General features: G+C 66.8%; 13 protein-coding genes. 11 read left to right on the plus strand and 2 right to left on the minus strand.

Annotated features, from left to right (window positions below; all coding sequences use genetic code 11):
• The first annotated feature begins 4 nt into the window (after nt 1–4).
• The 3 genes from AC1DBX_RS13230 (at nt 5) to AC1DBX_RS13240 (ending at nt 3,496) form a co-directional block, all read left to right on the plus strand.
• Nucleotides 5–1,135 carry a sugar phosphate isomerase/epimerase family protein gene (locus AC1DBX_RS13230; protein ID WP_476859963.1) on the plus strand — a complete coding sequence of 377 codons (1,131 nt, stop codon included), beginning with the start codon at nt 5–7 and terminating at the stop codon, nt 1,133–1,135.
• Nucleotides 1,132–2,442, plus strand: coding sequence for an MFS transporter (locus tag AC1DBX_RS13235; RefSeq protein ID WP_476857605.1), 1,311 nt, complete (start codon nt 1,132–1,134; stop codon nt 2,440–2,442). Before AC1DBX_RS13230 ends, AC1DBX_RS13235 begins: the two co-directional genes overlap by 4 nt.
• Before the next feature lie 217 nt (nt 2,443–2,659).
• Nucleotides 2,660–3,496: a hypothetical protein gene (locus AC1DBX_RS13240; RefSeq protein ID WP_476931944.1), complete on the plus strand. Its 837-nt coding sequence runs from the start codon at nt 2,660–2,662 to the stop codon at nt 3,494–3,496.
• 163 nt (nt 3,497–3,659) lie between these two features.
• Here AC1DBX_RS13240 and AC1DBX_RS13245 read toward each other — a convergent pair whose 3' ends face one another.
• Together AC1DBX_RS13245 and xylA are read right to left on the minus strand one after the other, a co-directional pair.
• Entirely contained in the window at nt 3,660–5,186 is a 1,527-nt protein-coding gene (locus tag AC1DBX_RS13245) for a xylulokinase (RefSeq protein WP_476857607.1), read from the minus strand.
• A 19-nt stretch (nt 5,187–5,205) separates the two neighbouring features.
• Nucleotides 5,206–6,396, minus strand: coding sequence for a xylose isomerase (gene xylA / locus AC1DBX_RS13250; protein WP_476931945.1), 1,191 nt, complete (start codon nt 6,394–6,396; stop codon nt 5,206–5,208).
• A gap of 224 nt (nt 6,397–6,620) precedes the next feature.
• On the opposite strand from xylA, the gene AC1DBX_RS13255 reads away from it, so the two are divergent.
• The 8 genes from AC1DBX_RS13255 to AC1DBX_RS13290 all read left to right on the plus strand — a co-directional run bounded on the left by AC1DBX_RS13255 (nt 6,621) and on the right by AC1DBX_RS13290 (nt 14,500).
• Nucleotides 6,621–6,773: a hypothetical protein gene (locus AC1DBX_RS13255; protein ID WP_476931946.1), complete on the plus strand. Its 153-nt coding sequence runs from the start codon at nt 6,621–6,623 to the stop codon at nt 6,771–6,773.
• A 10-nt stretch (nt 6,774–6,783) separates the two neighbouring features.
• Nucleotides 6,784–8,010, plus strand: coding sequence for an ROK family transcriptional regulator (locus AC1DBX_RS13260; RefSeq protein ID WP_476931947.1), 1,227 nt, complete (start codon nt 6,784–6,786; stop codon nt 8,008–8,010).
• A gap of 196 nt (nt 8,011–8,206) precedes the next feature.
• On the plus strand, nt 8,207–9,226 hold the full coding sequence (locus tag AC1DBX_RS13265) for a VOC family protein (protein WP_476931948.1): 1,020 nt from the start codon (nt 8,207–8,209) through the stop codon (nt 9,224–9,226).
• A 6-nt stretch (nt 9,227–9,232) separates the two neighbouring features.
• Complete coding sequence (locus tag AC1DBX_RS13270) at nt 9,233–10,195, plus strand: fumarylacetoacetate hydrolase family protein (protein WP_476931949.1); 963 nt, start codon at nt 9,233–9,235, stop codon at nt 10,193–10,195.
• Complete coding sequence (locus AC1DBX_RS13275) at nt 10,192–11,235, plus strand: cyclase family protein (protein WP_476931950.1); 1,044 nt, start codon at nt 10,192–10,194, stop codon at nt 11,233–11,235. Before AC1DBX_RS13270 ends, AC1DBX_RS13275 begins: the two co-directional genes overlap by 4 nt.
• Before the next feature lie 61 nt (nt 11,236–11,296).
• On the plus strand, nt 11,297–12,421 hold the full coding sequence (locus AC1DBX_RS13280) for an FAD-dependent monooxygenase (protein ID WP_476931951.1): 1,125 nt from the start codon (nt 11,297–11,299) through the stop codon (nt 12,419–12,421).
• Nucleotides 12,418–13,491, plus strand: a complete 1,074-nt coding sequence (locus AC1DBX_RS13285; RefSeq protein WP_476931952.1) for an amidohydrolase family protein — start codon at nt 12,418–12,420, stop codon at nt 13,489–13,491. Before AC1DBX_RS13280 ends, AC1DBX_RS13285 begins: the two co-directional genes overlap by 4 nt.
• 10 nt (nt 13,492–13,501) lie before the next feature.
• Nucleotides 13,502–14,500: a fumarylacetoacetate hydrolase family protein gene (locus tag AC1DBX_RS13290; protein ID WP_476931953.1), complete on the plus strand. Its 999-nt coding sequence runs from the start codon at nt 13,502–13,504 to the stop codon at nt 14,498–14,500.

Raw genomic sequence — 14,500 nt, forward strand, 5'->3', positions numbered from 1 at the left:
ATGAGTGACATTCGCCACCACCCCTGACACGCCTCCCGAGGAGCCAACGATGCCCCCTGCCGACGCCCAATTTCAGGCGCTCCTAAGATCCCGCCTCAACCAAGAGGAGATCGAGTCCCTGCCCCGCCTGACCGACGAGCTGGCCCGGACCCTGATCGAACGGATCGACCGCGCCCCTCTGTTCGCCCACGCCTACGCCCTCCTTGGCAACCTGACCTACGGCGGGTACGGGCCCGATGACGTGCTCGACTTCGCGCATCGGCACGGCCTGGCCGGCGCCTGCATCCACCTCCTCGACGGCGAGGAGCGGAGCCTGGGCCGGATGAGCGAGAACAGGCTTCGCGAGTTCGCCGACCGCGCGCGCCACCTGGGTCTGGGGATCCACCTCGAAATCAGCACCACCCTGCGCGCGGACGTGGACGAGGTAGTCCGCATCGCGGGGGTCCTCGGCGTCCGGCACATCCGCGTCTACTCGCGCTTCGAGGGCACGCTCTCGCAGGTGATGACACTGATCGAGCAGGACCTGCGCCGGCTCGCCGTGCTCGCAGACGAGCACGATCTGCACTTCTCCTTCGAGCAGCACGAGGAACTGCGCTCCACCGAGATCGCCGAGTTGCTGCGCCGGGTCTCCCATCCGCGCCTGCACGCCATGTTCGATTTCGGGAACATGATCAATGCCTGCGAGCGTCCCATGGATGCCCTCTCCGCGCTCGCGCCGCACATCCTGCAGGTTCACCTGAAAGGGGTCCATGTTCTTCCCGAGGGAGACGGATACGGTCACCGCGGTGTCCTGCAGGGAAGCCCTGAGGACGACTTGCCCGGTGCGCGGATGCTCTTCGAGCTCCTGATGCTCGGCGAGGACGAGCCTCAGGTCATCGCCCTGGCCCTCGAACAGGAAAATCTTTACTACGCTCCCGCCTTCCGCCACGCCGGCGAAGGCGCGGACCCGTTCATCCCGTACCGCGATCTGAGCACTACCGGCATCCCGCCCGGATGGACCCGGGATGAACTGCTCGCTGCAGAACCCGGCTGGGCCGACCACCAGGTGGCCCACGTGAAGGAGCTGCTCGCCTCGCTGCGCGACATCGCCGTCGCGCAGCTCGACACAACGAAGTCCCTGGCAGGTGCACGATGACCACATTGACCCAGACCCCCGGGAAGTCCACGAACCGCGTCGACTGGAGCAAGTGGATCCGCTTCGCTCTGCTCGTCATGGCGGGCGGCACCATCTACAAGCTCGCCAACCTCAAGGACGCGTTCTACGTCCCCATGCAGGAGGCAATGGGCCTCAGCCACACTGAGATCGGCACCCTGCTGAGCGTCAACTCGATGGTCGCGACGGCGCTCTTCATCGTCGGCGGCTACCTCGCCGATCGCTTCTCCACGCGGATCCTCATCCCGCTCGGACTCGTGGGCACCGGAGCGCTGGGCCTGTTCCTCAGCACGTTCCCCGGCTTCAGCACGCTCCTGCTCCTGTTCGCGCTGCTCGCCGTGTGCTCGGACTGCCTGGTCTGGCCCGCGTTGCTGAAGAGCATCCGTCAGCTTGGCGGCTCGAAGGAACAGGGGCGGCTCTTCGGCCTCCTCGAGGGCGGTCGCGGCGTCGTCGACACTGCCGTGGCGTTCTCCGCGCTGGGAATTTTCGTCCTGCTCGGTTCGGGTACCGGCGGATTCCGTGCGGCCATTGCCTTCTACGCCATCATTGACGTCGTCGTCGGCGTGCTGTTGTTCCTGCTGCTTCGCAGTCAGCCAAGCAATCAGACAAGCGAGCAGGCGAGCGAGCAGCCCGTGGCGAAGAAGCAGAAGGCCGGCCTCGGCGAAATCTGGCGTGCCGCGCAGCAGCCGCAGCTGTGGTGGGTGAGCTTCACCGTGTTCATGGTGTACGTCGTGTACTGCGGCCTCACCTATTTCATCCCGTATTTGACCTACGTGTACGGGCTGCCTGTCGCGCTGGTCGGCGCCTACGGCATCATCAACCAGTACGGCCTGAAAATCATCGGTGGCCCGATCGGCGGAGTCCTCGCGGACAAGGTGGTCAAGGGTGCGAGCCGGTACATCCGGTTGGCGTTCCTGTGCCTGATCCCGGTGGTGGCGGTGCTGCTGCTCCTCCCGGCCGATCCCGGCAGCCAGATCCCGGCGATGATCGTGACCCTGCTGTTCTCGCTTATCGTCTTCACCATGCGGGGTGTGTTCTGGGCGCCGATGGACGAGGTCGGGATTCCGGAGGAGACCAGCGGCACGGCTTTCGGAATCGCATGCCTGGTCGGTTATGCACCAGGGATGTTCGCATTCATCGTCTACGGGACAATCCTCGACGCAAATCCGGGAGCCGCCGGTTACCACATCGTGTTCCTCGTGCTCGCGGCGCTCGCCCTCGTGGGAGCGGCCGTGTCCAGCGGGCTCGTGCGAGCCGCCCGGGCCCGACGGGCTGCGGCCGAGGTTTGATCGTGTACCGGACGACGGCGGGGACTTCCCGCCGTCGTCCGCTTCCGTTTTGGTGAGGTGCTGGACAGCGCGGGCGAGCCGCCGTCGGAGGCATGGATGGCGCCGAAGATCTACCGTGAGAAGCGTCTCAAATTATTACGGCGACAGCCGGGGGCCACCCGCCGGCAGGGTAAAGTTATCTGTTCGTAACATTTATCTGACTGAAATGTGTTTGAAGATGCCTGCAGACTCCGCTAATGAAGACAAGCCGAAACAGCTCCTCGGGCTAAGTGGCACCCAGACTATTGGCTCGGCGTTGGCCGCGGTGACCTCTGCCTTGGTGGGGTCCTTTCTAGGCGTTGCCGGGACGCTTATTGGCGCCGCACTCGGCTCCATCGTTGCCACGGTGGGCGCCGCCCTGTATGCCCGGACACTCAGTTCGGCCGCCACCGTGGCAATGACGAAAATCCCAAAGCGACGCAGGAGTGGACTGCCCGCTGACGACGCCGGCATGCTGGCCGCCAGCGCCCCGGCCGAAAGCGACGGACCTCAAGCCAACCGGCTGAAGAGGCAGGTCACCCCAAAGACCTGGATTAAGATCGGGGCGGTCAGTGCTGCCGCATTCGTGATCGCGATGGTGGGTGTCACTGCAGTCGAATTCGGAACCAATAAGCCCATCTCCAGCCTGGTCTCGTCGGCGTCGAGCATCGACGGTGCGGCTGGCCCCACGACGACGCTGGGCACGGCCCTGGGTGGCACTCCGACTGTCCCGGACAAAACGGACGCATCGACCAAGGACGTGACGGAAGGACCCGGGCAAGTCGCGCAAGTGCCCGGGCAGGTCGAGCAAAGTGCCACCAAGACAGATGGCCTGACCACGGAGGGTAGCCCCAGTGGCGCGGACAGCGGCTCGGCCGGAACCGCAGTGCCGGGAGCCGGCGCACCAAGCGACACCACGCCGGCGGACGTCGCCCCCGCAACCGAACAGACCCCGCAGCCTGCCCCCGCAACCGAACAGACGCCGCAGCCCGAGGTGTCCTCGGATTCGGGATCGGCCGAGCAGCCCGCACCATAATGGCGATGATAGGGATCAAGGACCGATAGGAACCTGTTAGGGATGGCGGGGTCGGGGCGGCGGTGTTGCGGCGGCTGGCTCATCCGACGAGGACCACCGTATTCTCAGCGGTCAGCCGGCATTTCGTTGCCGCGTTGAAGCAAAGGCATTCACGAGCTCCGGCTCAGTTGCCGGGGTCAACGCGACTGCTCGCCCGCAGGTAGTTTTGCCTGATGGCCGGGTGGAAGTCCGGGGCGGGTGCGGCGTCCACCGCGACCGGCCAATCCGGCCGGTTGCCGCTGGAGGCCCAGACTGCCTGGACGGCAGCACCCCGGGCCACGTACTCCCCCGGGCTCGGGACCACGACCGGCAGGTCGAAGACCTGGGCCGCGATGGCCTGCACCGCGGGGTTCTGCACGGCGCCGCCGATCAGCAGGAGCCGTGTTGCGGGGCTCCCTTGCGCCCGGAGGGCATCCAGGCCGCCGGACAGTCCGCAGAGCATGCCTTCGATGGCGGCCCGGGCCAGATTGCTCCTGGTGCTGGAGGCAATGCTGAGCCCGTGGAAGCTGGCCTTGGCGTGGGGCAGGTTGGGCGTGCGCTCACCTTCGAAGTAGGGCACGAGCACCACGCCGCCGGCGCCGGGTTCGGCGCCCAGGGCAAGTCGCGCAAGTTCGTCGAAGTCCACGCCCAGGATGCCTGCCACGGAGCCGAGCACGCGCGCGGCATTAAGCGTGACGGCGATGGGCAGGTATTCTCCGCTGGCGTCCGCGAAGCCCGCCACCGTTCCGCTGGGATCGGCGACGGCACGGGACGCCACCGAGAACACCGTGCCACTGGTGCCGACGGACACCACCACGTCCCCGGGTTCGGCCCCCAGACCCAGGGCGGCGGCCGCATTGTCTCCGGCGCCGGCACCGAGGAGAATGCGGTGCCCGGGTCCGGCCGGGCTTGATCCGGACTGGCCGGGCAACTGAGTCGCGGAGCCGAAGCAGCCGGGGTGAACCGCCCCGGCGGAGCCGCCGGGGCCCAGCACCCGCGGCAGAACCACGGTGCCTGGATCCCGGTGCCCGGCGCCCCCGCCGGCTTCCCTGGCGTCCCGGCCGAAGGCCAGTTTGAACAGCTCCACATCGTATTCGCCGGCCGAAGGGCTCCAGTATCCGGTGCCGCTGGCATCGGAGCGGTCGGTGGTGAGCTGGTCCAGGTCCGGGCCCAGCGGGCTGGTTGCTGCCGGGCCGTAACCGCGGAGCCGCCAGGTCAGCCAGTCGTGGGGCAGCGCAACAGCCGCCACCCGGTCCGCCAGGTCCGGTTCGTGGTCCCGGACCCAGCGGATCTTGGTGATGGTGAAGGAGGCCACCGGGACCAGCCCGGTCCTGCGGGCAAAGTCGTCCGCCCCCACTTCGTCGGTGAGAGCGGCCGCTGCCGACGCCGATCGGGTGTCGTTCCACAGCAGCGCCGGGCGCACCACGTTGCCGTCGTGGTCCAGCAGCACCATGCCGTGCTGCTGGCCCCCCACCGAGAGCGCACTGACGTCCGCCAGCCCGCCGGCGTCGTCGAACGCCGCTGACAAGGCCCGCCACCAGTGATCCGGGTGGACTTCCGTTCCGTCCGGGTGGGCGGCCCTGCCCTCGCGGACCAGCGTGCCGGTGCCGGCGTCGAGGATCACCACTTTGCAGCTTTGGGTGGAGGAGTCGACGCCGGCAACAAGGTTCATGGAAGCAGCCGTCACGGTCTTAGCGGGCGCCGAGCAGGTGCTCGATGAAGAGCTGCTGCAGCTTCACGAAACCGAAGCCCTTGCCGCCGAAGTAGGCGTCGGCGTCGAAGTCCTCGTAGGAGGCGCGGTCGGCGCGGAGCTGTTCGTAGCCTTCGCCCGGGTTGAGGGTGGGTTCGTTGATTTCCGCCACGCGGGAGGACTGCAGCGCGGCCTGGACCTCGGGGTCGGCGCGGAAGGCCTTGGCGCGTTCCTTGAGCAGCAGGTAGGTCTGCATGTTGGCGGCCGCGGAGTCCCATACGCCGTCGATGTCCTCGGTGCGGCTGGGCTTGTAGTCGAAGTGGCGCGGGCCGTCGTAGGCCGGTCCGCCGTCGGGGCCGCCGTTTTCGAGCAGGTCCACGAGGGAGAACGCGTTCTGCAGGTCGCCGTGGCCGAACACCAGGTCCTGGTCGAACTTGATGCTGCGCTGGCCGTTGAGGTCGATGTGGAAGAGCTTGCCCTGGTAGAGCGCCTGGGCGATGCCGTGGGTGAAGTTCAGTCCGGCCATCTGCTCGTGCCCGGTCTCGGGGTTGATGCCCACCAGTTCGGGGCGCTCGAGGGTTTCGATGAACGCCAGGGCGTGGCCGAGGGTGGGCAGGAGGATGTCGCCGCGGGGTTCGTTGGGCTTGGGCTCGATGGCGAACCGGATGTTGTAACCCTTGTCCGTGACGTAGTCGCCCAGCAGGTTCACGGCTTCACGGTAGCGTTCCAGGGCGCCGCGGATGTCCTTGGCGGCGTCGTATTCACTGCCTTCCCGGCCGCCCCACATGACGAAGGTTTCCGCACCCAGCTCGGCGGCGAGGTCAATGTTGTCCAGGACCTTGCGCAGGGCGAAGCGCCGGACGCCGCGGTCGTTGCTGGTGAAGCCGCCGTCCTTGAAGACCGGGTGGCTGAAGAGGTTGGTGGTGACCATCGGGACGATCATCCCGGTGGCCTTCAGCGCGCCGGTCAGCCGGTCGATTTCGCGCTGGCGGTCAGCCGCGGAGCAGCCGAAGGGAAAGAGGTCGTTGTCGTGGAAGGTGATGCCGTAAGCGCCGAGGTCGCTGAGCCTGTTGACGGCTTCCACCGTGTCCAGCGGCGGGCGGGTGGCGGAGCCGAACTGGTCCTGGGCCTCCCAGCCCACTGTCCAGAGGCCGAAGGAAAACTTGTCGTCACGGGTGGGCTGAATCGCCATTGAATGCTCCGAAGGTAGGTGTGGCTGCTGTTGCGCGGCTGGCGGGGAAACCAGAGGGAATTGTTCTAGACCCAAACATATTATGAATTTTGGCGGTGTCAACCCCGCCAAGCACGGAATGGATACCCGGCCCTGGCGCTGCGGGTGGGTGAATGTTAAGTTGTTCGTAACAGCAATTTGGCCGGCAGATCGAGCAATGAGGCCCTTGGGGGAAGGATCCCACCGTGATTGATCAGATGGTGACCGAACGCAACCGGCCGGAAAACCTCAGCTACGAAACCCATCCGCGCACTGCGTCGGAACCGCAAGACCTCCGGCTGGATTCGGATGAGAAATTCCGCAACGCCTTCCTGGACCGCGCGGTGGCCGGCCGCTGATAGTGTCACGATGATGCCTCCACGTACTCTTGCTTCCGCGGCGGCGAGGGAGCCGGATCCGTCCCGCCGCAACAATTTGTCGCTGCTGACCTCCCTCGTCCACCACCACGGCGTCCTCAGCCGTGCCCAACTGACCCGGCACACGGGACTGAACCGTTCCACCGTCGGGACGCTGATCGGACAGCTCGTTGCGTTGGGCCTGGTCTATGAAACGGCGCCCGCCGGCGAAGGGCACGTCGGCAGGCCGAGTCCGAACGTCCATCCGAGCCCGTCGGTCGCGGCGTTGGCAGTCAACCCAGAAATCGACGCCGTCACTATCGGCCTGGTCAGTCTCGGGGGGAAGGTGCAAAAGAAGATCCGCTTCGACACCGAACGGATACCGAGCGCCCGGGAAGCGGTGAATATCGCATCGGCCGTGATCGCCGGGATGCGCTCCGAGCTGGATGCGTCCTACCGGATCACGGGCATTGGCGTGGCCGTGCCGGGCCTGGTCAACCGCGACGACGGCGTGGTCCGGCACGCTCCGCACCTGGGCTGGCGGAACGAGCCGGTCGCCCGAATGCTGAGCGAGGCCACCGGCTATCCGTGCCAGGCCGCGAACGACGCCTCCCTCGGCGCCGAAGCGGAGCTGATTTTCGGCGCCGGCGCCGGCGCCGGGCAGGGGAACCTGATCTACCTCAACGGCGGTGCCAGCGGCATCGGCGGCGGAATCATCTCCGACGGGCAATTGCTCAGGGGCGCCTCCGGCTACGCCGGGGAGATCGGCCATACCTTTGTCCGCTCCGGAGGAAAGCGCTGCCACTGCGGCGCCACCGGCTGTCTGGAAACCGAAGTCTCCCAGTCCCGCCTCCTCGAACTGGCCGGCCTAAGCCGCGGCGACACCGCCGACCTCGAAAAAGCGCTGGCAACCAGCAGCAGTGCTGAGGTGAACGACGAAGTGGCACGCCAGCTCATGTTCCTGGACATAGCCCTGCGCAATGCCGTGAACATTTTCAACCCCGAGGCAATCGTCCTGGACGGCTTCCTGGGAACGCTGTACGCCCTCGCACCGGAGTCGGTAGACGGAGTGCTGCTATCCCAGGCAATGGACGGCCCCGCCGGCCAGGTCGAGATCTACCGTGCAGCGCTCGGTTCTGACCTGATGATGATCGGGGCCGCGGAGCTGGCGTTTACCCCGTTCCTGGCCGACCCCGCGGGCCTCGGCACAACCACCCGCACCGCGCCCGCGGCGGGCTAGGAACCCGACACTGGTTCAAAAGCCGGAGCAGCCGGTACGGCGTTGCGCGCGGATCGACCCCTCAGGCCAACTATCTGCCATACAAATAGGTGGCATCAGTAAACGCCTCTTCACCGAATACCTCTCTTGCCTCAGTCTGGTTACTAGACCTGCAGCGACCCCACTCAAGGCAATCAGTACTTAGAAGGAATTCAACGTGGAAACTCCCCTCTCCCATCTTGCCCACCTCGAAATCACCACTCCCGACGTCGAAGCCTCGGCTCGGTTCTACGAGGAAAAGTTCGGCATGCGCATCATCGACCGGGTGGACGGCAACGTCTACCTGCGCTGCTGGGGTGACTACTACCGCTACAGCCTGGTCCTCACCGAAGGTCCGGAAGCTTCCCTGGGCCGGATGGCCTGGCGCGCCAACTCCCAGACCGCCCTGGAAGCCGCAGCCCAGCGCGTCGAAGCAACCGGTGTCCAGGGCAGCTGGACCCCCGGCGGCCACGGCTACGGCAAGGCCTACGAATTCACCGGCCCCTATGGCCACCCCATGCGCCTCTTCTTCGACGTTGAGAAGTTCGTGGCTGAGCCCGGCTTCGAGTCCACCTACCCGGACCGGCCGGAGCGCCGCAGCAGCCACGCCGCAGCGCCCCGCTTCCTGGACCACGTCACCGTGGCCTCCTCCGATGTCCGAGGCTTCGCCAAGTGGTACAACGAGGCGCTGGGCTTCCGCGTCATGGCCTTCGTGGACCTGGACGAGGCACCCATCACCGTCTTCTCCGTGCTCACGACCAACGAAAAGTCCCACGACCTGGGCGTGGTCCTGGACACCTCCAGCCGCGCGGGACGCGTCAACCACATCGCCTTCTGGGTGGACGCCACCGAAGACCTGCTCCGCACCGCGGATGTCATGATGGAAAACGGCACCGCCATGGAATACGGCCCCTCCATCCACGGCGTGGGCGAGCAAAACTTCCTCTACTTCCGCGACCCCTCTGGCCTGCGCGTCGAGCTCAACTCCGGCGGATACCGCAACTACGTCCCGGACTGGGAAGCCAACACCTGGAAGCCCTCCGAAGGCTCCAACAACTTCTACAAAAACGGCGCCATGCCGCACTCCATGACCGAGTCCTTCCCTCCCGCGGAAGGCTTTACCGCCACCGAAGAAGGCGCCTCCCCCGAAATGAAGGAAGCCCTCCTGAACCCCTACGCCAAGCAGGGACGGGGCTAGGACACCATGGCCGAAACACAATATGCACTCATCCGGTTCCAGGAGACCGGTGACAGCAAGGCCCGCGCGGGCCTGCTGGTCGGCGACCGCGTCGTAGCCCTGAATGAGGAGATCAATACACTGATCGAGCACTGGGACACCACCGAGAGCCAGCTGGACGCCATCGCCGCATCGGCCGGCGAGGACACCGGCCTGGCGATGGCCGACATCGAGGTCCTCGCCCCGGTAGAGCCTGTCCAGGTCCTTCAGACCGGCGCCAACTACCGCAAGCACGTCATCGACCTCGCCGCAGCCCACCGCGAACCCGGCCAGGACGAGGATGAAGTCCGGGACCGGACCGCCGCGATGATGGACAAGCGCGCGGGCCAGGGAACGCCGTACTTCTTCATCGGGCTCCCGACGGCGATCGCGTCCGCCACGGACGACCTCACCCTGCCTGCCTACTCCAAGTCCCACGACTGGGAACTTGAACTGGCCGCGGTGATCGGCAGGACGGCGTTCCGGGTCACCCCCGAGGAAGCCCTGGACTACGTCTTCGGCTACACCATGGTCAACGACATCACCACCCGTGAGTACGTGTTCCGCAAGGACATGCCGGCGATCGGCTCGGACTGGTACCGCGCCAAGAACGCCCCCGGCTTCCTGCCCACCGGACCGCTGCTGGTACCCGCCAAGTTCTTCGGCGACCCGCAGGACGTCCAGGTCACGCTGAAGCTCAACGGCAAGGCCATGCAGGACGAGTCCACCTCAGACATGATCTTCGGTGTCGCCAAGCTGATCAGCGAGGCCTCCCAGATCATGCCGCTGCGCCCGGGAGACCTCGTGCTCACCGGAAGCCCCGCCGGCAACGGCCAGCACTGGGGAAGGCTGCTCCAGGACGGCGACGTCATGGAGGGCACCATTACGGGCCTGGGCACCCAGCTCATCCACTGCAAGGACGAAGTTGTCACTGAAGGCAGCCAGCCGTGACCAGCCAGGACACAGCACCAACCACCACCGGCACCGGGGAATCAGCCACCGATTCCCCGGTCATCCGGCGTGAGGATCCGTTCGGCAGCATCCGCGCCATGGCCGAATCCCACAACAACTGGGGCCGCTGGGGCCAGGACGACGTCCTTGGGACCCTGAACTTCATCGACGCGGACAAGCGCATTGAAGCAGCAGCCCTGGTAAAGACGGGCGAGGCCTTCTCGCTGTCCCAGCCGTTCGACACCAACGGACCGCAGAAAGGCTGGCGGCGACGCACCAACCCTGTCCACACCATGACCGACACCGGGGTGGACGCCGAACGCGGCAACCAGGGCTTCCCGCACGGCTTCGGCGGCGCGGACGACGTCATTGCCATGCCGCTGCAGTGCTCCACCCAGTGGGACGGCCTCGGCCACATCTTCGACCAGGGCAAGGCCTGGAACGGCCGCGCCGCAGGGGACGTGGTCACCTCCGAAGGCGACCTGGTCACCGGCATCGAAACCGCCGCGGCCAAGATCGTCACCCGCGGCGTCCTGCTGGACGTCGGCCGCGCGCTCGGACCAGAGCTGGGAAGGAACGACGGCGAGCTGCCGGACGGTTTCGCCATCACCCCCGAACACCTCCAGCGGACCATCGACCTGCAGGGCCCCAGCTCAAAGGTTGGCCGGGGCGACATCCTGGTGATCCGCACCGGACAGCACACCCGGGTGCGCCGCGACGGCTGGGGCGACTACGCCGGCGGCTCAGCCCCGGGGCTGTCCTTCAGCACCGCACCCTGGCTTCACCGCAGTGAAATCGCGGGGATCGCCACGGACACATGGGGTTTCGAGGTCCGGCCCAACGAGTTCGACGGCGCCTTCCAGCCCCTCCACCAGATCGCCATCCCCAACCTTGGGCTGTTCCTCGGCGAAATGTGGGACCCGGACGGCCTCGCGGAGGCTTGCGCGGCAGACGGCAGGTACGACTTCCTGCTCACCGCGGCGCCCCTGCCCATTACCGGCGCCGTCGGATCGCCCGTCAACCCGATCGCCCTCCGGTAGCTTTCAGTACAACAGCACCACAACCATCATCAGTCAGGCCGTCAATACAAAGGAGTCAGCGATGGCAGCAGTACAGAACGTCGGAATCGTCGGGGCGGGAGCCGCGGGACTGACCGCCGCCATCCTGCTGGCCGACGCGGGAATCCAGGTTGAAATCCTGGAGAAGGCCGATGCCCCGCAAACCCTTGGCTCTGGAATCACATTGCAGGGGAACGCCCTGCGGGTCCTCCGCCAGCTGGGCGTCTGGGAGCAAATCGAGGCGAAGGGCTACGCGTTCAGCACCCTCGGCCTGCGCGCCCCAGACCCCGCCGGCACCGTCATCGCCGTATTGGATGACATGCGGACCGGCGGCGACGACCTCCCAGCCACCCTGGGCATGTACCGCCCCGACCTCACCGCCATCCTCCGCGAGCGTGCCGGGCAGGCAGACGCACGGATCAGCTACGGCAAGACGGTCACCGAAATAACGGACGACGGCGGTTCCGTCACCGTGAGCACCTCCGACGGCGGCACCGACCGCTACGACCTCCTGATCGGCGCCGACGGCCTGCACTCAGCTGTCCGCAAGGCCATCGGCATCGATGTTGAACCCCGGTCCACGGGCATGGGCATCTGGCGCGCGTTCGTGGAACGGCCGCAGGACGTGGTCCGCACCGACCTGACGTACGGCGGCCCTTGCTTTATTGCCGGCTACTGCCCCACCGGCCCGGACACCATCTATGCCTACCTCGTGGAAAGGGCCCAGGAGCGCAAACACGAGGACGGCCCGCGCATTATGGCCGAACTCGCCGCAGCCTACGGCGGCCCATGGAACGAGATCCGCGCCAACCTGGACCAGAGCGCCCGTATCAACTACACCTGGTTCACTACCCACCTGGTGGACGGGCCGTGGAACCGCGGCCGCACCGTCATCATCGGCGACGCCGCCCACAGCTGCCCGCCAACCATCGCGCAAGGTGCTGCCATGGCAATGGAAGACGCAGCCGTGCTGGCCGATCTCCTGATCGGCGCCGACGAGATCACCGAGACACTCTGGAAAGAGTTCACCGACCGCCGACTGGACCGGGCAAAAGCAGTGGTCGACGCCTCCGTCCAGCTGGGCCAGTGGATGCTCGACGGCGTCCGGGACGCCAACGTTCCGGGCCTCATGCATTCAGTCTCCAGCTTTGTTAGGGAGCCCGCATGAGCACCGGCCCTGCTGAAAAACCCACCGTGGACGTCCACGCCCACATCCTGCTTCCGGCCCTGCAGCAATTGGTGGCCGAAGCTGATCCCGAGGGCTTCGGCGCTCAACAGGCTCTGGAAGTCCGGCGCAACGGACCAGAGTCGATGGCCGCTTCGGGAAAAATGATCAAGGAGCGCTGGCCGCAGCTGACGGACCTGGACCGCCGTCTTGCGGACATGGACGCCCAAGGCGTGGACGTGCAGCTCGTCTCGCCGTCGCCGTCGCACTTCTACTATTTCGCCGCGGAAGAGCTGGCCCTGCAGGTTGCCAGGGCCGCCAACCAGGCGGTGCGGGAGTTCGTGGCCCGCGCCCCGGAACGGCTGAACGGCCTGGGCCTGGTCCCGCTGCAGCACCCTTCCTTGATGGTCGAAGCCCTGGAACACGCCATGCTGGAGTGCGGGTTGCTAGGCGTGGAAATCGGCTCGTTCGCCGCCACCCCCGCCGACCCGGAGCGCAGCACCGTTGAGCTGTCCGACCCCAGGCTGGAACCGTTCTGGAGCCGGGCCGAGGAGCTTGGTGCCCTGGTCTTCCTGCACCCGTTCGGCTGCTCGCTGGACGAGCGGCTGGACCGCTTCTACCTCGCCAACACCGTCTCCCAGCCCGCGGAAAACGCGGTGGCCCTGTCCCACCTGATCTTCAGCGGTGTCCTGGACCGGCACCCGAGCCTGTTGGTTCTGGCCGCGCACGGCGGCGGCTACCTTCCCACCAGCCTTGGCCGCTCCGATCACGCCTGGAGGGTCCGGCCGGAGGCACGCGGCTGTGCTGAGCCGCCGTCGTCGTATGTGAAGAAGCTGTTCTTCGACTCCCTGGTCCACAGCCGGGCTGAACTGCGGGCGCTCGTGGCCGCCGCTGGCCCGGAGCAGGTCCTGCTGGGCTCGGACTACCCGTTCGACATGGGCTCCGACCGCCCCGCGGCCGAGGTCATCGAGGCACAGCTTTCCGCCGAGGACGAGGCCAGGGTGCTGTCCGGCAACGCCGCTGCCCTCGGCATCACGCCCGCTTCCCTCCTCGCCGCCCGCCGCACAGCTTAAGGACTTTTTTATGGTCAAGATTGCTAGCTGGAACCACGACGGCGGGACGCAGTCCGGCTTCGTCGACGGCGGTAACTGCTATGCCCTGCCCGCAGGCCAGACGGTTCAGACACTCCTGGAAGCAGGGCTCGAGGCGACCCTGGGTTTGGCCCGGCGGATCATCGGGTCTGGCCCGGCCGTTCCGCTGGCGGACGTGCAGCTGCTCGCCCCACTGGCGCCCGCCACCATCCGGGATTTTGTCGCGTTCGAGGAACACGTCGAAGGCGTGCGGAAGAGCATCGACGGCGTGGCCGGCGTGGTGCCCGAATGGTACGAGGCGCCCACCTTTTACTTCACCAACCCGCATACGGTGACCGGCACCGGCGAGGTGATTGGTATTCCGGCGGGCTGCGAGGACCTGGACTTCGAGACCGAGGTAGCCGCCGTCGTCGGGCGCGTCCCCGGAAGCGACGGCCGGAACCTGACTGCAGCGGAGGCGCACCGGCACATTTTCGGCTACACCGTCCTCAACGACTGGTCGGCGCGGGACCTGCAGCGCCGGGAGATGAGAGTCAGCCTGGGGCCGTGCAAGGGCAAAGACTTCGCCAATACGCTGGGGCCTTGGATTGTCACCGCGGATGAGTTCGAGGACCTGCACGACGCCGAGGGGTTCCTGCCGATCTCCATGGCCGTGGAAGTCAACGGGAAAGCCATCGGCCAGGACCTGCTGTCCAATATGGGTTGGCCGTTCGCCGAGCTAGTGGCCTACGCCTCGCAGGACTCCGTGGTCCGGCCCGGCGATGTGCTGGGCTCCGGCACCTGCGGCAGCGGTTGCCTCGCGGAGCTCTGGGGACGGAACGGCGCGAAGACTCCCCCGCCGCTGAAGACGGGAGACGTGGTCCGCATGACGGTGGAAGGCATCGGGACTATCGAGAACACGGTAGGTGAACGCCGTAACGCCGGGACCCTGGTGCGTGCCCGGCAGCGTCCGCGCAACCGGGTTGCCGCTGCGGTTCCTTCCGGGACGTAG

This window comes from Arthrobacter sp. 10N44_2 (assembly GCF_056394385.1).